18 protein-coding genes and 2 pseudogenes are annotated in these 25,216 nt (G+C 74.8%); 9 read left to right on the top strand and 11 right to left on the bottom strand.

Annotated features, from left to right (window positions below; genetic code table 11):
• Nucleotides 1–20 precede the first annotated feature (20 nt).
• Nucleotides 21–1,139 carry a lytic polysaccharide monooxygenase gene (locus OG767_RS09375; RefSeq protein ID WP_405093039.1) on the top strand — a complete coding sequence of 373 codons (1,119 nt, stop codon included), beginning with the start codon at nucleotides 21–23 and terminating at the stop codon, nucleotides 1,137–1,139.
• Nucleotides 1,140–1,254: 115 nt separating this feature from the next.
• On the opposite strand, the gene hemQ is transcribed toward OG767_RS09375, so the two are convergent.
• Genes hemQ through hemE form a run of 3 tightly spaced genes read right to left on the bottom strand, consistent with a single transcriptional unit; the run spans nucleotide 1,255 to nucleotide 4,462 of the window.
• Entirely contained in the window at nucleotides 1,255–1,956 is a 702-nt protein-coding gene (gene hemQ, locus OG767_RS09370; protein ID WP_281935281.1) for a hydrogen peroxide-dependent heme synthase, read from the bottom strand.
• Nucleotides 1,953–3,362, bottom strand: a complete 1,410-nt coding sequence (hemG, locus tag OG767_RS09365) for a protoporphyrinogen oxidase (protein WP_405093038.1) — start codon at nucleotides 3,360–3,362, stop codon at nucleotides 1,953–1,955. Before hemG ends, hemQ begins: the two co-directional genes overlap by 4 nt.
• A gap of 8 nt (nucleotides 3,363–3,370) precedes the next feature.
• Nucleotides 3,371–4,462, bottom strand: a complete 1,092-nt coding sequence (gene hemE, locus OG767_RS09360; RefSeq protein WP_405093037.1) for a uroporphyrinogen decarboxylase — start codon at nucleotides 4,460–4,462, stop codon at nucleotides 3,371–3,373.
• A 184-nt stretch (nucleotides 4,463–4,646) separates the two neighbouring features.
• Here hemE and OG767_RS09355 point away from each other — a divergent pair, with 184 nt between their 5' ends.
• Nucleotides 4,647–5,219: a DUF3000 domain-containing protein gene (locus tag OG767_RS09355; protein ID WP_405093036.1), complete on the top strand. Its 573-nt coding sequence runs from the start codon at nucleotides 4,647–4,649 to the stop codon at nucleotides 5,217–5,219.
• Between the two features lie 98 nt (nucleotides 5,220–5,317).
• On the opposite strand, the gene OG767_RS09350 is transcribed toward OG767_RS09355, so the two are convergent.
• Together OG767_RS09350 and OG767_RS09345 are read right to left on the bottom strand one after the other, a co-directional pair.
• Nucleotides 5,318–6,217: a hypothetical protein gene (locus tag OG767_RS09350; protein WP_405093035.1), complete on the bottom strand. Its 900-nt coding sequence runs from the start codon at nucleotides 6,215–6,217 to the stop codon at nucleotides 5,318–5,320.
• A gap of 113 nt (nucleotides 6,218–6,330) precedes the next feature.
• The gene (locus OG767_RS09345; RefSeq protein ID WP_405093034.1) at nucleotides 6,331–7,167 is read right to left on the bottom strand and encodes a S1C family serine protease; all 837 of its coding nucleotides are present in this window, start codon (nucleotides 7,165–7,167) and stop codon (nucleotides 6,331–6,333) included.
• A gap of 1,088 nt (nucleotides 7,168–8,255) precedes the next feature.
• Between OG767_RS09345 and OG767_RS09340 the strand changes: the two genes are divergently transcribed.
• The 4 genes from OG767_RS09340 to OG767_RS09325 all read left to right on the top strand — a co-directional run bounded on the left by OG767_RS09340 (nucleotide 8,256) and on the right by OG767_RS09325 (nucleotide 13,899).
• Nucleotides 8,256–9,578 carry a ribonuclease D gene (locus OG767_RS09340; protein ID WP_405093033.1) on the top strand — a complete coding sequence of 441 codons (1,323 nt, stop codon included), beginning with the start codon at nucleotides 8,256–8,258 and terminating at the stop codon, nucleotides 9,576–9,578.
• A 106-nt stretch (nucleotides 9,579–9,684) separates the two neighbouring features.
• On the top strand, nucleotides 9,685–10,881 hold the full coding sequence (locus tag OG767_RS09335) for a thiolase family protein (RefSeq protein ID WP_405093032.1): 1,197 nt from the start codon (nucleotides 9,685–9,687) through the stop codon (nucleotides 10,879–10,881).
• The gene (locus OG767_RS09330) at nucleotides 10,878–12,944 is read left to right on the top strand and encodes a 3-hydroxyacyl-CoA dehydrogenase NAD-binding domain-containing protein (protein WP_405093031.1); all 2,067 of its coding nucleotides are present in this window, start codon (nucleotides 10,878–10,880) and stop codon (nucleotides 12,942–12,944) included. The genes OG767_RS09335 and OG767_RS09330 overlap by 4 nt, the downstream gene beginning before the upstream one ends.
• A 184-nt stretch (nucleotides 12,945–13,128) precedes the next feature.
• Nucleotides 13,129–13,899, top strand: a complete 771-nt coding sequence (locus OG767_RS09325) for a hypothetical protein (protein ID WP_405093030.1) — start codon at nucleotides 13,129–13,131, stop codon at nucleotides 13,897–13,899.
• Between the two features lie 66 nt (nucleotides 13,900–13,965).
• Here the strand turns inward: OG767_RS09325 and OG767_RS09320 are convergent, their stop codons facing one another.
• The 4 genes from OG767_RS09320 to OG767_RS09305 all read right to left on the bottom strand — a co-directional run bounded on the left by OG767_RS09320 (nucleotide 13,966) and on the right by OG767_RS09305 (nucleotide 19,122).
• Nucleotides 13,966–14,352, bottom strand: coding sequence for a VOC family protein (locus tag OG767_RS09320; RefSeq protein ID WP_405093029.1), 387 nt, complete (start codon nucleotides 14,350–14,352; stop codon nucleotides 13,966–13,968).
• Between the two features lie 206 nt (nucleotides 14,353–14,558).
• Nucleotides 14,559–17,099, bottom strand: coding sequence for a malectin domain-containing carbohydrate-binding protein (locus tag OG767_RS09315; RefSeq protein WP_405093028.1), 2,541 nt, complete (start codon nucleotides 17,097–17,099; stop codon nucleotides 14,559–14,561).
• A gap of 203 nt (nucleotides 17,100–17,302) precedes the next feature.
• A complete protein-coding gene (locus tag OG767_RS09310) occupies nucleotides 17,303–18,460 on the bottom strand; it encodes a sensor histidine kinase (RefSeq protein ID WP_405093027.1) in 1,158 nt (385 codons plus the stop codon).
• Nucleotides 18,457–19,122, bottom strand: a complete 666-nt coding sequence (locus tag OG767_RS09305) for a response regulator transcription factor (protein ID WP_405093026.1) — start codon at nucleotides 19,120–19,122, stop codon at nucleotides 18,457–18,459. The genes OG767_RS09310 and OG767_RS09305 overlap by 4 nt, the downstream gene beginning before the upstream one ends.
• 68 nt (nucleotides 19,123–19,190) lie before the next feature.
• Here OG767_RS09305 and OG767_RS09300 point away from each other — a divergent pair, with 68 nt between their 5' ends.
• Entirely contained in the window at nucleotides 19,191–20,594 is a 1,404-nt protein-coding gene (locus OG767_RS09300; protein WP_405093025.1) for a C39 family peptidase, read from the top strand.
• Here OG767_RS09300 and OG767_RS09295 read toward each other — a convergent pair whose 3' ends face one another.
• Nucleotides 20,595–21,896 (bottom strand): PQQ-binding-like beta-propeller repeat protein, encoded by a 1,302-nt coding sequence (locus tag OG767_RS09295; protein WP_405093024.1) that lies wholly within the window; start codon nucleotides 21,894–21,896, stop codon nucleotides 20,595–20,597.
• Nucleotides 21,893–23,146 (bottom strand): PQQ-binding-like beta-propeller repeat protein, encoded by a 1,254-nt coding sequence (locus OG767_RS09290; RefSeq protein WP_405093023.1) that lies wholly within the window; start codon nucleotides 23,144–23,146, stop codon nucleotides 21,893–21,895. Before OG767_RS09290 ends, OG767_RS09295 begins: the two co-directional genes overlap by 4 nt.
• Nucleotides 23,147–23,241: 95 nt before the next feature.
• Between OG767_RS09290 and OG767_RS09285 the strand changes: the two are divergent.
• A pseudogene (locus OG767_RS09285) lies at nucleotides 23,242–24,534 on the top strand (hypothetical protein); the annotation flags it as partial.
• A gap of 114 nt (nucleotides 24,535–24,648) precedes the next feature.
• Nucleotides 24,649–25,173, top strand: a pseudogene (locus OG767_RS09280) (hypothetical protein); the annotation flags it as partial.
• Nucleotides 25,174–25,216 lie beyond the last annotated feature (43 nt).

Genomic DNA, 25,216 nt, shown 5'->3' with positions numbered 1-25,216 from the left:
CCCACCCCCGGAGGCTTCCCATGTCCACTCCGTACCGTCGCCGCATACCGCTCGGCGCGGCGATCCTCGGCGTCTGCGCGGTCGTCGCGGCGCTGCTCACCACCGCGTTCTCCGGCCCGGCCTCGGCGCACGGGTCGGTGGTCGACCCGGCCTCGCGCAACTACGGCTGCTGGCAGCGCTGGGGCAGCGACTTCCAGAACCCGGCGATGGCCACCCAGGACCCGATGTGCTGGCAGGCCTGGCAGGCCGACCCGGCCGCCATGTGGAACTGGAACGGCCTGTTCCGTGAGGGCGTCGCCGGCAACCACCAGGGCGCCATCCCGGACGGCCAGCTGTGCAGCGGCGGGCGCACCTCCAGCGGCCGCTACAACGCGCTCGACACGGTCGGCGCCTGGAAGACCACGCCGATCTCCAACAACTTCCGGATCAAGCTGTACGACCAGGCCAGCCACGGCGCCGACTACATCCGGGTGTACGTGACCAAGCAGGGCTTCAACGCGCTGACCTCGCCGCTGCGCTGGAGCGACCTGGAGCAGGTCGGCCAGATCGGCAACACCCCGGCCAGCCAGTGGACGCCCGAGACCTCGGGCGTGTCGATCCAGGTGCCGGCGAACGCGCCGGGCCGGACCGGCCGGCACATCGTCTACACCATCTGGCAGGCCAGCCACCTGGACCAGTCGTACTACCTGTGCAGCGACGTCGACTTCGGCGGCAGCGGCCCGTCGCCGACCGCGTCCCCCACCACCTCGCCGACCGCGTCGCCGACGGCCAGCCCGACCGCGTCGCCGACCGCCACCCCCACCGGTGGACCGACGACGCCGAACCCGGCCGGGGGCTGCACCGCGACCTACCAGGTCACCGGTCAGTGGGGCGGCGGCTTCCAGGCCGAGGTCAAGGTCACCAACGGTGGCGGTTCAGCGATCCGCGGCTGGTCGGTGAGCTGGAACTACCAGAACGGCCAGCAGGTCACCTCGGCGTGGAACGCCACGGTCACCACGAGCGGAACGCTTGTCACCGCACGCAACGTGGCCTACAACGGCGCGCTCGCCCCGGGGGCCAGCACCTCGTTCGGCTTCACCGGCTCGGCGAGCGGGACCAACCCGGTGCCCGGGATCCTCTCCTGCACGACGACCGCCTGACCGCCAGCCCGCCGCCCTGACCCCGGCCTGCCGGCAAGGAGGGGCCCCCTTTTAACACTCCGGTGTGAGAGGGGGCCCCTTCTCTACCGCAGGCGTTAAAAGGGGGCCCCTCCTTTCACACCAGGCAGGTGACGATGTCGGCGACGGGGCGGCGGCGGCCCGTGTAGAAGGGGATCTCCTCGCGGACGTGTCGCCGGGCCCGGGACGCCCGCAGGTCGCGCATCAGGTCGACGATGCGGTGCAGCTCGTCGGCCTCGAACGCCAGCATCCACTCGTAGTCGCCGAGCGCGAACGAGGCGACCGTGTTGGCCCGCACGTCCGGGTAGCCGCGGGCCATCTTCCCGTGCTCGGCCAGCAGTTCCCGGCGCTCCCCCTCGGGCAGCAGGTACCACTCGTACGAACGGACGAACGGGTAGACGCAGAGGTAGGCGCGCGGCTGCTCGTCGGCCAGGAACGCCGGGATGTGGCTGCGGTTGAACTCGGCCGGCCGGTGCAGCGCCATCTGCGACCAGACCGGGGTGAGCGCCCGACCCAGCGTGGTGCGGCGGAACCGCAGGTACGCGTCCTGGAGCGCGTCGCTCGACGACGAGTGCCACCAGATCATCAGGTCGGCGTCGGCGCGCAGCCCCGCCACGTCGTACGTGCCCCGGACCGTGACGTCCTTGCCGGCCAGCTCCGTGAAGAGCGACTCGACCTCGTCGACGACGTTCTCCCGCAGCGACGGCAGCGGGCTCGACGCCCGGTACACCGACCACATGGTGTAGCGGATGGTCTCGTTCAGCTCCCGCAGCCGGGCCGCGTTGGTCTGCTCGGTCATGTCGCCGATCCTCCCAGTGCTGTGATGATCTCTTCGGCCGCCGTCTCGCCGGAGCGGACGCAGACCGGGATGCCGACCCCGTCGTAGCCGGCCCCGGCCAGCGTCAGCGTCGGGTGCGCGGCGCGCAACGCCGCCCGTGCCCCGGCCACCCGGCCGGTGTGCCCGGGCGGGTACTGCGGCAGCGCGCCGCCCCACCGCTGCACGTGCCGGGCCACCGGGTCGGGCAGCGCCGTGCCCAGCGCCGCCGACAGCTCCCGGCGTACGGTGGCGGCCAGGTCGTCGTCGGTGAGCTGGAGCGAGGTCTCGTCGCCGTAGCGGCCGACCGAGGCGCGCACCAGCGCCAACCCGTCGGGCCGGCGCAGGTGCCCCCACTTGGTGGTGAAGAACGTGGCCGCCTTGATCAGCAGGCCCTCGCCGGCCGGCACCAGGAACCCGGACAGCTCCGGCAGCTCCGGCGCGGGCAGCGCGAGCGTGACCAGCGCGACGCTGGCGTAGTCGAGCGCGCCGACGGTCGCCGCCACCTCGGGCGCCTCGCCGGCCAGCAGCCGGGCCGCCGGCCGGGCCGGCACCGCCAGCACCACCGCGTCGACCTCGACATGGTCGGCTTCGCGGGTCGGGCCGACGGTGAGTCGCCAGCCGTCCGGGGTGCGGCGCAGCTCCCGCACCGCCGCGTCCCGGCGGATCGTCGCCCCGCTGGCCCGCGCCGCCGCCTCGACCAGCGTGCTCAGCCCGCCGGCCAGGGTGCCGAAGACCGGGACGCCGGGCGCGCGCGGCGCGGCGGCCTGCGCGGCGCGTACCGCACCGACGAGCGTGTGCTCCCGACGGGCCGCGCGGGCCAGCGCCGGCATGGTGGTGACCAGGGAGAGGTCGTCGGCGCGGCCCGCGTACACGCCGCCGAGCATCGGGTCGACCAGCCGGTCCACCACGGCGTCGCCGAGCCGCTCCCGGACCAGCCGGCCGACCGCGAGGTCCTCGCCGGGGGCCAGCAGCGGGCGGCCCGCGTCCCGGTCGGCGTCCGCCGCCGGCCGGGCCACCGCCGCCACCTTCGCCAGATCCCCGGGTACGCCGACGAGCGTGCCGCCCGGCACCGGGCGCAGCCCGCCGTCGACGAGCAGGGCAGCCTGCCCGACGGTCGGGTGCACGAGCTGCGCGGCCAGGTCGAGGCGGCGCGCGAGGGTCACCGCGGCCGACTCCCCGCCGGCCGGGTCGCGCATCAGGAACGACTCGGCCCCGAACTCGACCGGCCCGCCGGCCAGCTCACCGGTGCGCAGCTTGCCGCCGAGGCGGCCGGACTGCTCGTACACGGTGATCTCGGTGCCGGCGGGGGCGCGGTCGCGCAACCGGACGGCGGCGGCCAGCCCGGTGATCCCGCCACCGACGATCGCCACCCGCCACGGCCGCGCCACGGCTCCCCCTAGCGGGCCGGTCGCGCGGACAGCTCGTGCACCAGCGCGACCACCCGGGTCAGCACGTCGGGGTCGGTCTCCGGCAGGACGCCGTGGCCGAGGTTGAACACGTGGCCGGGCGCGGCGCGGCCCTGCTCGACGATGCGCCGCACCTCGGCCTCGACCACCGGCCATCCGGCGAGCAGCACGGTCGGGTCGAGGTTGCCCTGCACCGCCTTGTCCGGCCCGATCCGGCCGGTGGCGACGTCAAGCGGCGTACGCCAGTCGACGCCGACCACGTCGGCGCCGGCCTCGCCCATCGCGGCGAGCAGCTCGCCGGTGCCCACCCCGAAGTGGATCCGCGGCACGCCGGCGTCTTCCAGGCCGCCCAGCACGTACGACGAGTGGGGCAGCACGAAGCGGCGGTAGTCGGCCTCGGAGAGCGCGCCGGCCCACGAGTCGAAGAGCTGCACGGCGGAGACGCCCGCCTCGATCTGCACCCGCAGGAACGACAGCGTCACGTCGGCCAGCCGGCCGCAGAGCGTGTGCCACAGGTCGGGGTCGCCGTACATCAGCGCCTTGGTCTTCGCGTGGGTCCGCGACGGCCCGCCCTCGACCAGGTAGCTGGCCAGCGTGAACGGCGCGCCGGCGAAGCCGATCAGCGGGGTGTCGCCCAGCTCGGCGACGAGCAGCCGGACCGCCTCGTCCACGTAGGACACCTCGTCGCGGCCGATCGGGGTGATCCGCTCCACGTCGGCGGCGGTGCGCACCGGTTCGGCCACCACCGGCCCGGTTCCGGGCACGATGTCCAGGTCGATCCCGGCCGCCGCCACCGGCACCACGATGTCGCTGAACAGGATCGCCGCGTCCACCCCGTGCCGGCGGACCGGCTGGAGGGTGATCTCGGTGACCAGCTCGGGGCGGCGGCACGACTCCAGCATCGGCACGCTGGCCCGGATCTCGCGGTACTCCGGCAGGGACCGGCCGGCCTGGCGCATGAACCAGACCGGGGTGTGCGGGACCGGCTCGCGCCGGCAGGCGCGCACGAACGGCGAGTCGGCCGGCCCGCCGCGGCGGGGTTCTCCGTCTCGGGCGGCAGTGCCCGTGGTGTCGGTGGTCATCGCCGCAATCGTGCCACGCCCCCCGCCCACCCTCACGCCCCCCGCCCCCACATGTGACGTGAAAGGAGGGGCCCCCTGTTAACGCCTCCGGTAGAGGCGGGCGCCCCGCTCAACGCCGAGGCGCCCGCGACGCGCCCGGCGCGGCGTCACCCACCGCGCGGCGGAGGCGGCATAGGCTGCCGGCATGGCCCCCCCGATCGCGCTCCCGGAAACGTTCGCCCGCGCGGTCGCGGGACTGCGGTCGGCCACACCCCGGCCGGAGATCCTGCTGGAGGAGGTCGGCGCTCCGCAGCGGCTGGCCCCGTACGCGTTCGCCCTCTCCGCGGCGGTCCTGCGCGACGACGACGAGATCGCCAGTGGCCGGCTGATCCTGCTGCACGACCCGGCCGGGCACGAGGCCTGGCAGGGCACGCTGCGCCTGGTCACGTACGTCACCGCCGAGCTGGAGGTCGACCTGGCCAGCGACCCGCTGCTGCCCGGGGTGGGCTGGACCTGGCTGACCGACGCGCTGGACGCGCAGGGCGCCGGGCACCGGGCGATCGGCGGCACGGTCACCCAGACGCTCTCCACCCGGTTCGGTGAGCTGGCCGGGCCGCCCGCCGCCGGCGACATCGAGATCCGCGCCTCCTGGACGCCGCTCCGCGCCGACCTGGGGCCGCACCTGCTCGGCTGGTGCACGTTGCTGGCCTCGACGGCCGGTCTGCCGCCCCCGGGCGTCACCGCGCTGCCCATCCGCCGCCCCGCCGGCGCCGCCTGACCCGGACCCTCTCGACCAGCCCTGTTGACCATGAAGTTGGCGGCCGTTCCGGAGATCCAGACGGCCGCCAACTTCATGATCGATCAGGTGGGTGGGGCTCAGAGGTAGTTCTCGGCCTCGTCGCAGATCTTGTCGAGACCCTTGTTGGCCGCCTCGAAGCCCGCCTTGTCGCCACGAGACGCCGCGGTGATGGCGGTGGTCAGCTTGTCCAGGCAGTTCGCGATGACCTTCTTCTGCCGGGCCTGCTCGTCCCGGTCGTTCTTGGTGCCGGTCAGGTCCTGCTCGGTGTCGGCCAGGCGCTCCTGAACCGCCTTGACCTCACCCTTGAGCTTCTCGATCTCCCGCTGGTTCGCCGAGATGGTGCCGTCACGCTGACTGACCTGCCGCTCGGCGCTGGTCAGCTTGCCGTTGGTGGTGACGTAGAGACCGGTCATCACGCCGCCGAGGACGAGGAGCAGCCCGGCGACGAGGGCGAGGATCAGCGTGGTCCGGCCCCGGCCACCGCCGGCCGGCGTCCCCGTCGGCGTGCCGTAACCGGCCGGGCCGTACGGGGGCGCGGCGCCGGGCGGCCCGGACATGGGCTGGGGGCCGAACCCGGGACCGGAGACCGGCGGCCCGGACATCGGCTGCGGGCCGAAGCCGGGGCCGGAGACGGGCGGCGCCGACATCGGCTGCGGGGGGTAGCCGGCGCCGGAGACCGGCGGCGCGGACATCGGCTGCGCCGGGACGGGGGCGGCGCCCGGCGCGTAGGCACCGGGACCGGGCCCGCCCGGGGCGGGACCGCCCGCGCCGTACCCGCCGGAACCGTACGCGCCCGGGCCGGGTGCGCCGGAACCGTGGTCGCCGGGGCCGGAGACGGGCGGCTGGGGCCGGGTGGGGTCGGGGTGCGCCGGGCCGTACGGCGGGGGCGAGGGCTGGCTCCCGTACGGGTTGCCGTAGACCGTGCCGCCCGGCGGCTGGGGCGGGTGGCCCTCCGCTCCGGTGGGTGGCTGGGACATGTCGTTCCTCCAGTTGTGCTGGTCCCCGCGGGGTGGCCCGGTGGGCCGGGGTCGAGGGGGCGTGGCGTGGTCGGGGCCACACCCGCACGGCGCGCGCCGCGCTGAGCCGCGACTCAGCAGAGTTTGAAGCGGTCGCAGGCGGTCTTGATCGGCACCGCCAGCCCGATGCCCTCGGCGTCACGGGCCTTGGCCGTGGCGATGCCGACGACCTCCTTCGACCCGTTGATCACCGGGCCGCCGGAGTTGCCGGGATTGATCGGCGCGTCGAACTGGATCACCGGGCCGGAGCCCCCCTCGTCCTTGCGGAACGCGCTCACCACCCCGGTGGTGACGCTGTCCTGCAGGCCGAGCGGGGCACCGACCACCACGATCTGCTGGCCGGACTTCACCGGCGTCCGGGCCGCGACCAGGCCGCCGAACGTCGCGGTGGTGCGCAACTGCGCCAGGTCCTTTTCCTTGTCGGTGTCGATGATGGTCGCCTCGAACCGCTGGTCGGTGCGCTCCAGGAACACCTTGCGCTCGCCGGCGGCGAAGACCGACTCCACCACGTGGAAGTTGGTGAGCAGCGTCGTGCCACCGCCGGCCGGCGCCTTGCCGACCGCGAACGCCGTGCCGGTGAACTGGCCGGCCCGGACCCGGAACACGCTGGGCAGCACCGCGCTCGCCACCGCTTCGGGATTGAACGCGGCGCCGGCCTGCTTCTCCAGGCTTCCGGCGCGCTGCTCCAGCCCGTCGAGCCGGCGGGCGTCCGCGCCCTGGGCCTCGGCCGTCCGCCGGTCGGCGGCGGCGAGTCGGTCGTCGAGCCGGTGGATCTGGTACGCCTGCACGCCGGTGACCACGGCCAGCACACCGGCCAGCACGAGCGCCACCACCGGCAGCCGGCCCCGGCGGCGGGACGGGTCGGGGCCACCGGCGAGCGGCGACCCGCCGAATCCGGTCTGGCCGGACACACCGGCCGGATACGCCGAGCCCGGTGTGGGCTGACCGGGCCAGGCCGACCCGGAGCCTGACTGACCCGGCCAGGCCGGCCCGGACGTCGGCTGACCGGGGAACGCCGGACCGGACGGCGACTGACCGGGGAACGCCGGACCGGACGTCGGCTGACCGGGAGACGCCGGACCGGACGGCGACTGGCCCGGGAACGCCGGGCTCGACGTCGGCTGACCCGGATATCCCGGACCGGACGGCGACTGACCCGGGAACGCCGGGCTCGACACCGGCTGACCCGGATACGCCGGACCGGAGACCGGCTGACCCGGATACGCCGGACCGGACGGCGGCTGACCGCTCGACGGCGCAGCCGGGGCCGGTCGGGACGGGTAGGCCGACCCCGACGCCGGCTGGCCCGACCAGGCCGAACCGGCATTCGGCTGGGTCGGCGCTGGCGATGCCGCGGATGCCCCGCCGAACGGCGGGTGACCGGCGTGGCCCGCCCCGCCGCCCCAGGCCGAATCCGGCGTGGCAACGCCCCGACCCGGGTCGGGCGCGGCGGCGTCCCAGGCCGGACCGGGCGCGGCGTCCCAGGTCGAGCCGGGCGCGGCGGCACCCCGGGCCGCTCCAGGCGCGGTCGCAGTGCCCCAGGCCGGACCGGACGAGGCGCCCCGGGGCGCTCCGGGCGCGGCATTGCCCCGGGCCGGTTCCGGTGCGGCGACGCCCCGGGAGAATTCGGGGCCGGTGGGCGCGCCGGGGAACGGGGCCGCCCGGCCGGGCGGAGCGATGCGTGGCGGCAGTGGCCCCGGCCGGTCGGCCGTTCCGTCGCCGCCCTGCCCCGGCACGCCGTCGCCGGTTTCGTACCCGCCTGCCATGATCGCCTGTCCTCCCCCGCCGGCTCCGCCGGCGCGCCGACCGTTACCCGGTCGCCCCCGCGCCGCCCACGGCTCGATGGACCGTACCGGCGGGAACGGGGTTTGTCTTCCCCGATGTCCGACCCTCTCACCCCCGCGCAACCCGGCGCGTTCCGGACACCTGGGGGACATCTCGTCGACACGCAACGGACCGGCTGCGCGCACCGGATCGTCCGGCCTACTAGGGTTGTCAGGTGACCGACGAACCACCCCTGCGCCGTCGGGCCGCCGAAAGCCGTACGGGAGAGGTGTCTCCGCATCCGTCGACGGCCGTGCCGGAGCCGGCGGGCGCGGGGACCGAGACCGACGCGAGCGCAGCCGTTCCGCTGACCGCCCCGCGCGACGGCACCCCCGCGCCGGTGGCCACCCCCAGTGAGCTGGACGCGGTCGTGGCCCGCTTCGCGGCCGGCACCGGCCCGGTGGCCCTGGACGCCGAACGCGCCTCCGGCTACCGCTACAGCCAGCGGGCCTACCTGGTGCAGCTGCGCCGGGCCGGCGCCGGTACCACGTTGATCGACCCGCTGCCGCTGCCCGACCTGTCCGCGCTCGACGCGGCGATCGCCGAGGCGGAGTGGGTGCTGCACGCCGCCAGCCAGGATCTCGCCTGCCTGGCCGAGTTGGAGCTGCGCCCGCGCCGGCTGTTCGACACCGAACTGGCCGCCCGGCTGGCTGGTTTCGAGCGGGTCGGCCTGGCCGCGCTGACCGAACAGCTGCTCGGCTTCAGCCTGGAGAAGCACCACTCCGCCGCCGACTGGTCCAGCCGGCCGCTGCCGGAGTCCTGGCTGACGTACGCGGCCCTGGACGTGGAGCTGCTTGTCGACCTGCGCGACGCGCTCGACGCCGAACTCGACAGGCAGGGCAAGTCCGGCTGGGCGGCGGAGGAGTTCGCCGCGCTGGTGCGCAACGGCGCCCGCCCGCCCCGGGTCCGCGCCGAGCCGTGGCGGCGCACGTCCGGCATCCACCGGGTCCGCGGCGCCCGCGCCCAGGCCCGGGTGCGCTCCCTCTGGTACGCGCGGGACCAGATCGCCGCCCGTCGGGACGCCGCGCCGGGGCGGGTGCTGCCCGACTCGGCCATCGTGGCGGCGGCCGAGCTGGACCCGAAGGACGAGAAGACGCTGCTGACCCTGCCCGGGTTCGGTGGCCGCTCGGTGCGCCGGCTGGCGCGTACCTGGTTGGCGGCGTTGGACGACGCACGCCAACTGCCGGACGACGCGTTGCCGGTGAGTCCGACGGTGGAGGGTCCGCCGCCGCCGCACCGGTGGGCGGAGCGCGACCCGGTCGCGGCGGGCCGGCTGGCCCGCTGCCGGGAGGTGGTGGTCGGCACCGCGTCGGCGCACCGGCTGCCGGCGGAGAACCTGATCGCGCCGGACTCGATCCGCCGGTTGGCCTGGCAGCCGCCGGAGGAGATCACCGACGACACGGTGGCGGAGACCCTGCGCACGCTGGGTGCCCGCGAGTGGCAGCTCGGCCTGCTCCTGCCGGCACTCACCGAGGCGTTGCGCACCCCGGCGTCCTGAGCCGACCCGACGCGGGTTGTGAGGTGGGCCACACGGGGGGTGGTGACGCCGCTGGTTACTGGCGAGTAGCATCCGGAGAAATGGCCAGTGCCGAGGGAGGCTCCAAGTGCCCCGTGAAGTCCGAGATGTCGTCTTCGTCGACGGCGTCCGAACGCCGTTCGGCAAGGCGGGTGGGATGTACGCCAACACCCGCGCCGACGACCTGGTGATCCGCTGCATCCGCGAGCTGATGCGCCGCAACCCGCAGCTGCCGCCGGAGAAGGTGGAGGAGGTGGCGATCGCCGCCACCACCCAGATCGGCGACCAGGGCCTGACCATCGGCCGCACCGCCGCCCTGCTGTCCGGCCTGCCCAAGACCGTGCCCGGCTTCGCCATCGACCGGATGTGCGCGGGCGCGATGACCGCCGTCACCACGGTGGCCGGCGGCATCGCCATGGGCGCGTACGACGTGGCCATCGCCGGCGGCGTGGAGCACATGGGCCGCCACCCGATGGGCGAGGGCGTCGACCCCAACCCGCGGATCGTCGCGGAGAAGCTGGTCGACCCGTCCGCCCTGGTGATGGGCGCCACCGCGGAGAACCTCCACGACCGGGTCCCGCACATCACCAAGGAACGCACCGACGCGTTCGCGCTCGCCTCCCAGCAGAAGACCGCCAAGGCGTACGCCAACGGCAAGCTCCAGGGCGACCTGGTGCCGGTGGCCATCCGGGACGCCGACGGTGGCTGGGGCCTGGCGACCGTGGACGAGGCGCCGCGGGACACCTCACTGGAGAAGCTGGCCAGCCTGAAGACCCCGTTCCGCCCGCACGGCAAGGTCACCGCGGGCAACGCGGCCGGCCTGAACGACGGCGCCACCGCCGCGCTGCTGGTCGCCGAGGAGACCGCCCGCGAGCTGGGCCTGCCGGTCGGCATGCGGCTGGTGTCGTACGGCTTCGTGGGCGTCGAGCCCGAGGTGATGGGCGTCGGGCCGATCCCCTCCACCGAGAAGGCGCTGCGCATCGCCGGCCTGAGCATCGACGACATCGGCCTGTTCGAGCTGAACGAGGCGTTCGCGGTGCAGGTGCTCGCGTTCCTCGACCACTTCGGCATCGCCGACGACGACCCCCGGGTCAACGCCTGGGGTGGCGCGATCGCCATCGGGCACCCGCTCGCGTCCTCCGGCGTGCGGCTGATGACCCAGCTCGCCCGGCAGTTCGCCGAGCACCCCGAGGTCCGCTACGGCGTCACCGCCATGTGCATCGGCATCGGCATGGGCGGCACGGTCATCTGGGAGAACCCGAACTGGGAGGGTGGAGACAAGTGAGCGCGCTCGCGGCACCGAACGAGGTCGTCACCAGGGCGCTGCTGCGTCAGGTGGCCGTACCGGGGCTGGACCGCCCGGCCGCCCTGATCACCCTCGACAACGGCTTCGACCACACCAAGCCGAACAGCTTCGGTCCGGGCGGCCTGACCAGCCTGGACGAGGCGATCACCGCCGCCCTGGCGGCGAACCCGGCGTTCGTCGCGGTCACCGGCAAGCCGTACATCTTCTGCGTGGGCGCGGACATCACCAGCCTGCCCCAGCTGGAGGACCGCGAGCAGGCGCTGGAGGTCGGCCGGCTCGGCCACCGGGTCTTCGCCCGGCTCAAGGACAGCGACGTCCCGACGTTCGCGTTCGTCAACGGCGCGGCCATGGGCGGCGGCCTGGAGCTGGCGCTGCACTGCCACTACCGGACACTGTCGGCCGGCGCGGCGGCGCTGGCGCTGCCCGAGGTCTCGCTCGGCCTGGTGCCCGGCTGGGGCGGCACCCAGCTCCTGCCGAACCTGATCGGCATTCCCGCCGCCACCCAGGTGATCCTGCAGAACCCGCTGATGCAGAACCGGATGCTCAAGCCGAAGCAGGCGGCCGAGATGGGCATCGCGGACGTGCTGCTGGAGCCGGCCGACTTCCTGGAGCGGTCGCTCGAATGGGCCGCCGGCGTGGTCCGGGGCGAGGTCACCGTGACCCGCCCCGAGGTCGACAAGGACATGTGGGCGGGCGTGCTCTACTTCGCCCGGCAGACCCTCGACCAGCGGCTGCACGGCGCGGTCCCGGCCGCGTACAAGGCGTTGGACCTGCTGGAGACCGCGAAGGACGCGGACTTCGCGGCCGGCACCGCGGCGGAGGACGAGGCGCTCGCCGACCTGGTCTTCTCCGAGGAGCTGCGCAGCGGCCTGTACGCGTTCGACCTGGTGCAGCGGCGGGCCAAGCGCCCGGCCGGCGCGCCGGACAAGGGCCTGGCCCGGCCGGTGACCAAGGTGGGCATCGTCGGCGCCGGCCTGATGGCCAGCCAGCTCGCGCTGCTGTTCGCCCGCCGGCTCCAGGTGCCGGTGGTGCTGACCGACCTTGATCAGTCCAGGGTGGACAAGGGTGTCGGCTACGTGCACACGCAGATCGAGAAGGCCGTGAGCAAGGGCCGGATGGACAAGGGCACCGCCGCCAAGCTGTACGGCCTGGTGTCCGGCTCGGTCGACAAGTCGGTGTTCGCCGACGCCGACTTCGTCATCGAGGCCGTGTTCGAGGACCTGGGCGTCAAGAAGCAGGTCTGGGCCGAGCTGGAGAAGATCGTCGCGCCGGAGGCGGTGCTCGCCACCAACACCAGCTCCCTGTCGATCACCGAGATGGCGGCCGACCTGGAGCACCCGGAGCGGGTCGTCGGCTTCCACTTCTTCAACCCGGTGGCGGTGCTGCCGCTGCTGGAGATCGTCCGCGGCGAGCGCACCGACGACGCCACGCTGGCCACCGCGTTCGCGGTCGGCAAGCAGCTCAAGAAGTCGTCGGTGCTGGTCAAGGACGCCCCGGCGTTCGTGGTGAACCGGCTGCTGACCCGCTTCCTCGGCACCGTCTTCGCCGCCGTTGACGCCGGCACCCCGCTGGACGTCGCGGACAGCGCGCTGGACCCGCTGGGCCTGCCGATGCGCCCACTCGCGCTGCTCCAGCTCGTCGGGCCGGCGGTGGCGTACCACGTGGGCGGCACCCTGCACGAGGCGTTCCCGGAGCGGTTCACGGTCAGCGAGAACCTCAAGCGGATCGCCGACTCCGGCCAGCCGATCGTGGTCGACGACCAGGTCAACGAGGAGGTCGCCAAGCTGCTCGTGGTCGGCGACCAGCCGCTCACCGCCGAGCAGGTGCGGCAGAACGCGCTCGACGCGCTGGCGCAGGAGATCGGGCTGATGCTCGACGAGGGTGTCGTCGCCGAGGCACAGGACATCGACCTGTGCATGATCCTCGGCGCCGGCTGGCCGTTCCACCTGGGCGGCGTCACGCCGTACCTGGACCGGACCGGCACCTCCGAGCGGGTGACCGGCCGACGGTTCCTGCCGCGCGGTGTGGCCAGCCTGCGCTGACCGTTCCACGCATCGATCGCGGTGCCCGCGCCGTCCGTTCCGGACGGTGCGGGCACCGCGATCGGCGTTCCGGGGCCGGTCACGGGACGGTTCCGGTTTGATCACACCGCCCCGGACCGGACGGCAGGGTGTCGGCGGCTCTGGCTACCATCACGCGTCCAGAATCTTCACAGGAGCTGCCTTCATGTCCCAGCCGCCGTCCAATCCCTACCCCGGCCACAACCCCTCCCCCTCCGCACAGCCGGGTGGCTACCAGCCGCCGCAGCAGTACGGCGGTGAGCACCCGCCGGCGCCGCAGCAGCAGTACGGCGGTGACTACCCGCAGCAGCCGCAGTACGGCGGCGACCAGTTCGGCGCCCCGGTCCCGCCGAAGAAGAAGTTCGGGGTCGGCAAGATCCTGCTGATCGTCCTGGCCGTGGTGCTGGTGCTCTGCGTCGGCGGCGGCGTCGCCTTCTGGCTCGCCGCCGGTGACGACGTCAAGGACGTCGTCACCGCCACCAAGACCCGGGTCGTCGAGCCGACGACGCTGGGCGGCCGGCCGAAGGCGACCGAGCCGCAGCTCCAGTCGACCGCGCTCCAGATGAAGTCCGAGCTCGGCAAGGACGTGCCGAACGCGACCAGCACGGCGGGCGCGTTCTACGGCGACCCGGCCAAGAAGGACCTGGTCATGATCGTCGCCGTCTCCGGCGTCATCGCCGACCCGAAGAAGGAGATGGCGGACGCCATCGCCGCGGTCACCCCGGACCTGGGCACCAAGGAGTTCAAGACGGTCGACGCCGGCCCGCTCGGCGGCGACGCCAAGTGCGGCGACGGCAAGGCCCAGGACATCCCGGTCGGTGTCTGCATCTGGTCCGACAAGGGCAGCCTCGGCATGGTGGTCGTCTACTTCAAGTCCTCGTCCGAGCTCCAGTCGGAGTTCGTGAACATGCGCGGTGAGATCGAGAAGCAGGACTGATCCCGACTGATCCCGCTCGGAGCGCCGGGCCCCCGCCATCGGCGGGGGCCCGGCGCCGTTTCCGGGTCAGGCCGACGCGGCGCGTTCCGCCGTGGAGCGGCACACGCAGAACTCGTTGCCCTCCGGGTCGGCGAGCACCACCCAGCCGCTGCCGTCCGGCCGGCGCCGGTCGGCGACAAGCGTCGCGCCGAGTTCGCGCAGCCGGACGACCTCGGTGTCCCGGGTGCCCTCGGCCGGCTGGAGGTCGAGGTGGAACGCGCCCTTGCCGTGGCGCTCACCCACCTCGACGAAGAGCAGGTCGGGGCCGTGCCCGTCGGGCGAGACGAGGACCGCCTCCGGGTCACCCGGGTGGTCGTCGGCGTGCCGCTCGCGGTCGAGCACGCGGCCCCACCATCCGGCCAGGGCGTACGGGTCGTCGGACTCCACGGTCACGCAGTGGACGTGTGCACTCACGATGTTTCCTCCGATGGGGGTGCGCCCCGGCGGAGTGCGAGGTCAGCGGGGAACGCGGGGCGCGGGATTGTTGAGAACGGACATCACCACACCCCCTTCCACCTCTCGGCTGACGTCAGCATCCTGCCACAAGACCTGCCCCGGGGTGGTGAGATGGGGCCCCTTCTCTACCGGAAACGTTAAGAAGGGGCCCCTCCTTGCACCGCTCAGGGGGCGAGGAACACCGCCTTGGCGCGCCAGTCGGTGCCGTCGACGGCCGGGCCGCTGCGCACGGTGAACGTCGCGGTCGGTGCGCCGTTGAGCCAGTCCGTCGCCAACAGGTCACCGGTGCTCCGGTTGACCTTGTAGAGCGTGCCGCCGGCCAGGAACACCGCGCCCGCGTCGGCGAGCCCGCCCGCGCCGGCCACCGTGAACCGGTCCGCGCCGACCGTGCCGCTGTCCGGGGTGAACCAGCGCCAGAACAGGCCGCTCTGCCCGGCGAGCGTGTAGTAGAGCCGACCGCCGGAGTGGAACATGCCGGTCACGTTGGGGATCTCGGCGTAGAAGCCGGTGGTCACCCCGGCGTACGTCTGGTCGGCCGGCCCGGAGTCGGTCACCACCGCGTCCCAGTAGGCGTCGTGGTACGGGTCGACGAGCGACGGCGTGCCGAACGTGGTCCCGTCGAACGTACGCCGCCACAGCGCGCCGTCCATGCCGTAGAACAGCGTGCCGCCGACCCAGAACGCGCCCCGCGCGGTGGACCAGGCGGTGCCGTCCGGGTTCGCCACCGGGCTCGGCGCGCCGACCGTGGTCGTCCCGTCGTACGAGCGGGCCTGCACCTCGTCGCCGGTGCCGGCCGGCGGGGCGCCGGTCTTGACGATCTCGATGCCGTCGATCAGCGGGTTCTCCACCACGTGGCGGAACTCCAGGTCGACGCTGCCGTCGCTGACCACGGTGAACTCGCGCATGGTGCCCACGTTGTGCCCGACGCTGGCGGACAGGTCGAGGTCGTCGAGCACGGTGGCGCCCTCCAGCGCCACGTCGAAGACGCGGGCGCCGACGGCGGCGGTGCCGTCGTACCGGTTGGCCAGGTAGAGCCGGACCCGCACCTCGGTGCCGGTGGGCACCGGGAACTGCCAGGTCATCTCCGGCGCGCCGGCCGGGTCGTACCGTTCGTCGCTGTAGAGCGCGGCCGGGGTGCCGGTCGGCACGGTCGTGTCCAGCGCGCCCACCGCGGCGAAGCCGGCGGCGGAGCTGCCGCTGTTGTGGTACGGGCTGGGGTTGCCGCCGTCGTCGGCCGCCCAGTCCGGTCCGCCGTCGGTGGCGGCGACCAGCGGCCCGCCCGCGTTGACCCGGTACAGCACGTTGGTGGGCTTCGGCACGCCGGCCTGGTAGACCGTGCCGGGCAGGGTGGGCTCGGTGGTCGGGTGCGGGGCCGTGCCGCCGGCCAGCGGGAAGAACGCGATCCGCTCCCGGCGGTACTGGAAGTTGCCGATCCAGGAGGTGTCGCCGCCGACCCAGAGCCCGGCCGGGGTGACCAGCATCTCGGAGGCGCCGATGCCGCGCGGGTGGCGGCCCGGGTTCCAGGACAGCGGCAGGCCGGTACGCGGGTCGAGCGCGGCGATGCTGGCCCGGCCGACCGCGCCGGCCCGGGCGTTGTCGCCGCCGGCGCTGTTGTTCAGCCAGCGGAAGTGGCCGCCCACGTAGACGGCCTGCTCGCTGACCGCCACCGAGAGGAACGTGTCGCCGCCGGTGTAGTCGATCCAGGTGGGCTGCGCGTCGGTGGCGGTCGTGCCGCCCTCGAAGCGGGCCGCGGCGTCACAGAGCGTGCCGCCGTACGGCGATCCGGTGGTGACCACCACGAAGTAGCTGCTGTCCGGCGCGTACGCGATGTCCCGCATGTACGAGTCGAACGCCTGCCACTTGCAGCGGGGCGTGTAACGGCTGGTGTTCCAGTCGGCCACGGTGGCGGCGGTGGCGCCCAGGTCGAGCTGGACGATCTGGTCGTGCAGCACCCCGTCGGCCTTCTTGAAGTTGCCGATCACCACGAGCCTGGTGCCGTCCGGGGCGAGCGCCATCTTCTCCACCCCGACGCCGGCGTTGGAGCCGCTGACCCCGTCGTAGTTGTGGTGCTCGGTGAGCGCGGTGGTCAGGTAGCTGTCCACCGCGCCGGTGGTGGCGTTGAGGGAGGCCAGCCCGCCACGCGGGTTGGGGTTGCCGGCCGTGGTGAAGATGCCGCCGACCAGCAGCCGGGTGCCGGCCAGCGCGATGTCGTTGACCAGCCCGTTGAACGCCGGCGGCGTGAAGCTGGTGACCAGCGCGCCGGTGGCGACGTCGAGCAGGGCCACCTTGCGCCGGGTCACCCCGTTGACGGTGTTGAACTTGCCGGCGACGAAGACCGTGCCGGCGGTCGGGCCGGCGACGACCGCGTACACCTCGTTGTCGACCGACGGCGCGAACGCGGTGTCGACCGTGCCGGTGGCCTTGTCGAAGGCGAGCAGGTAGTTGCGGGTGATGTCGGTGTCGGAGTTGCGGTTCTGCACGGTGCTGAACGAGCCGGCCACGATGATCTTCGAGCCGGCGTCGTGGATCGCGTCGACGGTGCCGTCCATGATGTCCGGCGAGGTGGTGGCCGGGACGTCCTTGACCACTGTGGTGTGGTTGGGCGCGGCGCCGGCGGGGGCGGCCGGGGCCAGGCCGGCCGCGGTCAACGCGACGACGGCGAGGGCCGCGAGGGCGCGGCGGCGCGGCGGCGAGGGGTGGGTCACGGGCAGCTCCGTAGGTCGGGCGGTGAGGCGTGTCGCACCGCTCACCCTGAGCCACGCCCGCGGCGACGTCCAGCGCGCGGCAAGCTTTCTGACCGACCACCGCGCCGCCACGCCCGACCACCGCCGTGGGCGGGCGGGACAGCGCGCCCGGCCGCACGAACAGGTGAGGGCGGGTGCCCGGCCGGGCGGTCGCGGATCGGCGGTCAGGTGGCCGCCGGCGGGTCGGCCGACGGGAGCGTGACGGTCACCTCCAGGCCGCCGCCGGGCTGCGGGACCGCCTTCACCGTGCCGCCGTGCGCGTCGCAGACCGCCCGGACGATGGACAGGCCGAGACCGGAGCCGCGCGCCCCGGTGCGTTCCTGCCCGCCGCGCCGGAACGGCTCGAACAGGCCGGGCACCTCGGCCGGGGCGACCTCGAAGCCGGTGTTCCCCACCACCAGCCAGGACCGCTGCCCGTCGGTGCCGGTGCGCACCCACATCCGGCCGTGCAGGTGGTTGTAGCGGACCGCGTTCTCGACCAGGTTGCCGGCCAGCCGGTCGAGCAGCCCCGGGTCGCCGACCACCGGCGCGGGACGCAGCGAGGTGTGCACCCGCAGGCCGATCCGCTCCACCTCGCGGGCCACCGCGGAGAGCGCGTTGGCGGTGCCGACGGCCAGGTCGCACTCGGCGCGGCGGGCCAACCGCCGGCCGGTCTGCGCCTCGCTGCGGGCCAGCACCAGCAGCGCGTCCACCAGGCCGTTGGCCCGCTCGGACGCCTCCCGCACCACGCCGGCCATCCGCCGGTACTCGGCCAGGTCCGCGTCGTCGTCGCTGAGCGTCACGTCGATCTCGGTACGCATCACCGCCAGCGGGGTCCGCAGCTCGTGCGAGGCGTTCGCGACGAACCGCTTCTGCGCCTCGAACGCGGCGGTGATCCGGTCCAGCATCGCGTCGAACGTCTCGGCCAGCTCGGCCACCTCGTCGTCCGCGCCGGACCACCCGATCCGCTCGTCGAGCGTGGTCTCGCCGAGCCGGCGGGCGGTGGCGGTGACCTGGTGCAGCGGGCGCAGCGCGCGGCCGGCCACCAGGTACGCCCCGGCCACCCCGACGACGCTGATCGCCAGCAGCGCCAGCAGGCCCTTGAACAGCAGCTCCCGGGACGCGGCGTCGACCAGTTGCCGCTGCCACTGCCCGGCGTCGAGGGTGCGGCCGTCGGTGAGCACCACCGTGGTGCCGGGCAGCAGCTCGTCGGTGGGGCGCAGCGCGTCCCGGACCAGCAGCCAGGCCAGCAGCACCAGGATCGCGCCGGCGCCGACCAGGAGCACGCCGTTGAGCAGCGTCAGCCGCAGCCGCAGCGTCGGCCGTACCCGCGTGGAGGTCATTTGGCGCGCTCGATCCGGTAGCCCGCGCCGACCACGGTGTCGATCAGCGGGGGGTCGCCGAGTTTCTTGCGCAGCGTCATCACGGTGACCCGGACGATGGTGGTGAACGGGTCGGTGTTGGCGTCCCAGACCCGTTCCAGCAGTTCCTCGCTGGACACCACCGCGCCGCGGGCCCGGAGCAGCTCGGCGAGCACGCCGAACTCCTTGTTGGTCAGGTCGAGCGGCACGCCGGCCCGGGTCACCACCCGCCGGGCCGGGTCGAGTTCCAGGTCGGCCACCGCCAGCACCGGCGGCGCGGCCGGGGTGGCCCGCCGGCCCAACGCCTGCACCCGGGCCACCAGCTCGTCGAAGGCGAACGGCTTGGCCAGGTAGTCGTCGGCGCCGAGCTGCAAGCCCTCGACCCGGTCGGCGACGGTCCCGCTCGCGGTCAGCATGAGCACCCGGGTCAGCGTGCCGGAAGCGGCCAGGTCGGCGCAGATCCGGTCGCCGTGCACGCCGGGCAGGTCCCGGTCCAGGACCACCACGTCGTAGCGGGTGACGAACGCCGCCTCGTGCCCGGCGTCGCCGTCGTAGGCGACATCCACCGCCATGCCGCGCTTGCGCAGCCCGCGCGCGATCGCGTCGGCGAGGTTGCGCTCGTCCTCGACCACCAGTACCCGCATTCCGGCCTCCCGCCTCGTGACCTCCCACAACCTAGTGCGCGGCGCCAACCGGACGGCACGGCCCGCCGTTGCAGAAAACCTTCGGGTACGCGATGCTCGCCGGCAACGATCGCCCACCGTCCCGGCTGCCGGCCGGGCCGAGCCGAGTGGAGCCGCCGATGACCGCCGCCGCCCCCGGCCGGGACGTCGCGTACCGCCGTTTCCGCTTCCCGGCGGACCGGGACCTGGGTCACGCCGCCGGACTCTCCGCCGGCCCGGCCGGGCTGACGCTCGACGCGGACGGCCCCGGGCCCGCCGCGAACGACGGGTCCACGGCCGACGCGCACGGCCCCACGCCCGACGCCGACGGGTCCACGCCCGACGCGGCGGCCGACCGGCCGGCGCGCCCCGATCCGGTTCCCGGGGCCGCCGCCGGAACCTGGACCTCGCCGGTGACGGAGGTCGGCTTCGCCGCCGCCGAGCTGGTGCCGTCCTGGACCGCCGACACGCCGCCCGGCTGCTGGCTCCGGGTGGAGGTACGCGGCTGGGCCGGCGACGCGGCCACCACCGGCTGGTACGAGCTGGGCCACTGGGCGGCCGACGACGGCACGGTACGCCGCGCCTCGGTGCCCGGCCAGTCCGACGACCGGGCCCGGGTCGACGCGGACACGCTCCGGGTGACCGGGGCACGGGTGACCGGCTGGCAGGTCCGGGTGACACTGCTCCGCCGGCCCGACGCACCGGCCGGCCCGGTGCTGCGCACGGTCGGCGTGGTGGCCAGCGCCGGCGGTCACGTCCCGGCGTCCCCGCCGCCCGGGCACGTCGACAGCGACCCGGCCGGCGGGGGCGCGCCCGACGACGCCGGGGCAGCGGGCCGGGCGTGGGGGCGGGTGCTGGACGTGCCGCGTTACGCGCAGCGGCTGCACGCCGGCGGGGAGACCCGCTGGGGTGGCGGTGGCGACTCCTGGTGCAGCCCCACCTGTGTGTCGATGGTGCTCGACTTCTGGGGTGCCGGCCCCACCCCGGAGCGGTATGCCTGGGTCGACCCGCCCGGCCCCCGCCCGGTGGTGGTGCACGCCGCGCGGCACTGCTACGACCACGCGTACGCCGGGGCCGGGAACTGGCCGTTCAACACCGCGTACGCGGCGACGCACGGGGTGGACGCGTTCGTCACCCGGCTGCGCTCGCTGGCGGAGGCGGAACGGTTCGTGGCCGCCGGCATCCCGCTGGTCGTCTCGGCGGCGTTCACCCGTGGGCAGGTCCCCGGGCTGGACTACGACACCCGGGGCCACCTGATCGTGCTGGCCGGCTTCACCACCGACGGCGACCCGGTGCTCAACGACCCGTACGCGCCGGACGACGAACGGGTCCGCCGGACCGTGCCGCGCGCGCCGTTCGAGGCGGCCTGGCAGGCGGGCAGCGGCGGGATCGCGTACGTGCTGCGGCCGGAGACGGTGCCGCTGCCGGCGCCGCCCGCCCAGGCCAACTGGTGATCACCGCCGCGCCGGCCACACCGCCAGCCCGCCGGCCGGGCGCAGGCACACCAACGCCACCCCGGCGTCCGCGCACTCGGCCCAGGAGCCGGGCAGGACCGCCCGCGGTCGCGCCTCGCCGGCCGGCACGTCCAGTTCCCCGACGAGCGTCCGGTCCCCGGCGAGGTGCCGGAGCCCGAGCAGCCCGAGCAACCGGCCGGACCCGTCGTCCCGCCCGCTGACCCGCCAGCGGCCCAGCCGCCCGAGCACCCGGCCGGTCGCCGGTTCCAGCACCGACAACTCCAGTTCGGGCCCGTCCCCCGCCTCGGCGGCGATCAGCCGGTCGCCGACCGGGCCGAACCCCGCCCACCGCTCGTCCGTCCAGGCCGGGCGGCCGGTGGCGGGGTCGAGCGCCTGCGCGTCGCCGACCTGGTCCCGCAGGCAGACCATGCCGGCGCAGTCGGTGAACCAGGACCCGGCGCGCGGGTCCACCGGCACGCTCCAGCGCCGGTCCAGCCGGTCCACCCCGTACGCGGTGATCTCGCCGGAGGCACCCTCGACCAGCAGCAGACCGGCGACGACCTGCGCGAACCGGTAGGCGACACCGTCCGGCGCGGACGACACCCGGCCGGCGCGCACCCGGGCGCCCGAGTCCGCGTCGTGCACCGCCACCCGGCCGTCCGGCTCGATCAGCAGGAGCTGCGTCACTCCCCGGTCGTCCCGCCGGTACGCCACCCCCTGCGGGGGCACCGCCAGCGACCAGCGCGTCGCGCCGGAGGTCGGGTCGACGGCGAGCACCCGGCCCGTTCCGCCCGGCCGGGGATTCTCGAACAGCACCCCGCCGGACGCGGTCGGGACCGGGTAGCCGGCCTGCTGCCAGCGCACCGCGCCGGTCGCCGGGTCGAGCAGCGTGGCGCGCGCGTCCCCGACCCCGGTCGGGCTGCTCGACACCAGCAGGCCGCCGACCGCGCCGGTCAGCCCCAGCACATGGTCCCCGGCGGGCAACGCGAACCGCCACGCCGGCGCGCCCGCGGTGAGCCGATAGCCGGTGACCACCCGACCGCCCTGGTGGAGCGCGCTCGGACCGTCCGCCACCATCAGCCGGCCCGCCAGCACCACGAAGAGGGCACCCGGCGCGGCGGGCACCCGCACCGGTGCCGGCGGCCGGGCCGGCGCCGCCGCGCCGGCCAGCGTGAGCAGCAGCAGGCACCCGAGCGCCACCGCGCGGGCGACCCGGCCCGGCGGGCGCCGCGGCGGCGCGGGCAGCGGCTCGTCGTCGTCCTCGGGGCGGCGCAGCTCGCCCAGCTCGATGACCGGGCTCACGGCAGCCGCCGTACGGTGAAGTCGCCGCCCCGCTCCCGGCAGACCAACAGCACCCGGCCGACGGTGCAGTCGGCGCCGGTCAGCACGTCCCGCACCACGGGTGGGCTGCCGGAGAGATCCGGCTCGGCGAGGAGCCTCCGGTCGCCGCCCAGCGGCCGGGTCAGGAACAGCCGGTCACCGCTCTCGCCCTGCGGGAGCACGTCCCAGTCGCCGACCTCGGCGATCAGCCGGCCGTCCGTCCCGTCCAGCACCGACAGGCCCTCGCCCCCCTCCCGGCCGGCGGCGACCAGCAGGCGTCCGCCCTCGGCCCGGAGCACGCTCGACCACAGGTCGCTGGCCCAGCGCACCGCGCCGGTGGCCGGGTCCAGCGCCCACATCCCGCCGGTCTGCCGGCCGGCGCAGAGCAGTGCGCCGCACGGTTCCAGGTAACCGACAAGTGGCAGCTCGGCGGTCCAGCGTGGCCGGAGCGTGTCCATCTCGAAGGCGGTGACGACGTCGCCGGCCAACCGGGTCTCCAGGAACAGCCGGCCCGCGCCCTGCATGGCACGCGCGCCGGGCACCTCCCCCGGATGCAGGTCGCGGGCAGCCAGCCGGGCGCCGGTCGCCGCGTCCAGCACCACCGTCTCGCCGGCGGCCGGCAGCAGCAGGATCCGGTCCACCCCGGACCGGCCGTAGCTGAACTGCACGTCCCGACCGGTGGTGGGCACGGTCCAGAGCGTGCGCCCGTCGGCCACCGCCAACCGGCGGACCGACTGGGGGCCCGGCCCGCCGGACGGGCGCAGCAGCAGCGCGTCGCCGGCCGGGAACACCACGCCGTCCTGCCGCCAGCGCGGCGCGCCGGTGCCCGCGTCGAACACCGTCGTCTCCCAGCGGGCGCCGTTTCCGGCCGGCCCGAGAGCCAGCACCCGCCCGCCCTGCTCCCACACCGCGACCACGTCGTCGACGCCGTCCACCCGGGCCCGCCACCGCTCCCGCCCCACCCGGTACGCGACGAGGTCCCAGCCCGGTTCCGACGCGGCGCGCCGCACCACGTACACCCGGTCGTCGGCGAGGAACGCGGAGGCCCCGGCGCCGCTGGGGATCGTGACCGGCCCGGACCGGGCCGGTGGCGCGGCGGCGGCGAGCGTGACCAGCGTCACCAGCAGCGCCACCACGACGCGGAACGGGCGGCCGACCGCCCGCGGCGGGCGGGGCACGGTGTCGGGCGGCGTGTCGTCGCCGCGCAGGTCGCCCAGATCGATGACGGTCACGACCACCCCTTTTCCGCGCCGCCGGACCGCCGCCCGACCGTGACCGGACCGACGCCGGACCGCCTGTACGATGGCCCGTCGTGGCCGTGCCGGTGGTGGACCCCTCGCTGAACTCCTCATCCGTCGAGGTGGACGCCGTCCCGGCGGATCCGCCGCGACGACCCCGTCGCCGGCCGGCTCGCGCCGACCTGCTGGCCCTCGGAGCCTATGCGTTGCTCGGCGTTCTCGTCTGCCTCAACTACTGGGGCGACGTGCAGCACCGGGTGTCCTCGCACCTGCCGACCGACCACAGCTGGTTCGAGTGGCTGTTCGCGCACGGCGCGTACTCGGTGCGGCACCTGGAGAACCCGCTGTTCACCGCCCGGCAGAACGCGCCGGACGGGGTCAACATGATGGCGAACACCTCGCTGCTCGGGGTGACGCTGCCGCTCGCGCCGCTGACCATGCTGCTCGGTCCACCGGTGATGTACGCGCTCTACCTGGGCGCGGCGTTGTCGGCGACCGCCGCGACGTCGTACTGGACGCTGTCGCGGCACCTGGTCCGCTCCCGGGGGGCGGCGTTCGTCGGCGGCGCGTTCCTCGGGTTCGCCCCGGGCATCGTGCACCACGCCAACGGGCAGCCGAACTTCGTGTCGAACTTCCTGCTCCCGCTGATCGTGGCGCGGGTGCTCCGGCTCGGCGAGCCGGGCCGCTGGCGACGTAACGGGGTGGCGCTCGGGCTGCTGGTGGCGTACCAGATCTTCATCAACGAGGAGATGCTGCTGCTCACGGCGCTGGCCTGCCTGGTCGTCGTGCTGGCGTACGCGGTGCAACGGCCGCGCGAGACGCGGGCGCGGGCCGGGTCCTTCCTGGCCGCGATCTCCGTCGGCGGCGGGGTGGCGCTGCTGCTCACCGCGTACCCGATCTGGTTCCAGTTCAACGGCCCGCAGTCCTACCGGGGGTTGCAGGGCGGCGTCTTCCACAACTGGGGCGAGGACCTGATGGCCTTCGTCACGTTCGCCCGGGACACCGTGGCCGGGGACGAGGCGGTGGAGAAGACCATCGGCCTGACCGAGCAGAACACCTGGTTCGGCTGGCCGCTGGTGCTGGTCGCGCTGGCCGCGCTGGCGCTGCTGGTCCGCCGGTCGGTGCCGGCCCGGATCCTGGCCGTGCTGGTGGTGCTCTTCACGATCGCCTCGATCGGGCCCGTGGTGCGGTTCGACGGCGCGGAGACGAGTGTGGCCGGCCCGTGGGCGTACGTGCCGGACGACCTGCCGCTCGTCGAGATGATGATGCCGACCCGGTTGAGCCTGGTGGTGGTGGCCGCCGTCGGCGTGCTGCTCGCGCTGGCCTGGGACGCGTTGTCCCGGGCCGGCCGACCCGGGACCGCCCCGGTGCCCGCACCCCGCCCCGGCGACCACGACAACGACCCGACCGACAACGACCCGACCGACGCCGCACGGACCGACGACGGGCGGACCGACGACGCACGGACCGACGCGGGCCGGGCCGCATCCGGCCGGCGGCGGGCGCTGCGCCTGGTCGGGTACGCCGCGATCGTGGCCGCCCTGCTGCCACTGGTCCCGCGCCCCCTGCCGGCGCAGCGGATGGACCCGCCGCCGCACTTCATCACCGCCGGTGGCTGGCGGCCGTTCGTGCCGGCCGGCCGGACGCTGGTGCCGGTGCCGATCCCGAGCAACGTGCACGGGCTGCCGACACTGCGCTGGAGCGCGCTGTCCGGGCAGGAGTTCCCCATCCCGGGCGGCTACTTCATCGGCCCGAACGAGCTGGGCGAGGGCGTGTTCGGCGCCCCGAACCGCCCGACCAGCACGCTGATCTACGCCACCATGGACCGCAACGAACTGCCCGAGATCACCGCGGAGAACCGCCGGCAGGCCGTCGAGGACCTGCGCTTCTGGCGGGCGTCGGTGGTGGTGCTCGGCGCCGGGCCGCGCGAGGCGGTGCTGCGTGACCTGATGACCGCGCTGCTCGGCCCCCCGCAGCGGATCGACGACGTCTGGCTCTGGGACGTGCGCGACCGCGTGTAAGGACGGGCCCCTTCTTAACGTTTCCGGTAGAGAAGGGGCCCCC

The sequence above is a fragment of the Micromonospora sp. NBC_01392 genome, assembly GCF_045040125.1.
Lineage (GTDB): Bacteria > Actinomycetota > Actinomycetes > Mycobacteriales > Micromonosporaceae > Micromonospora.
The sequence above is the reverse complement of the archived record's forward strand: the minus strand, read 5'-3'. Positions and strand labels throughout refer to the sequence as shown.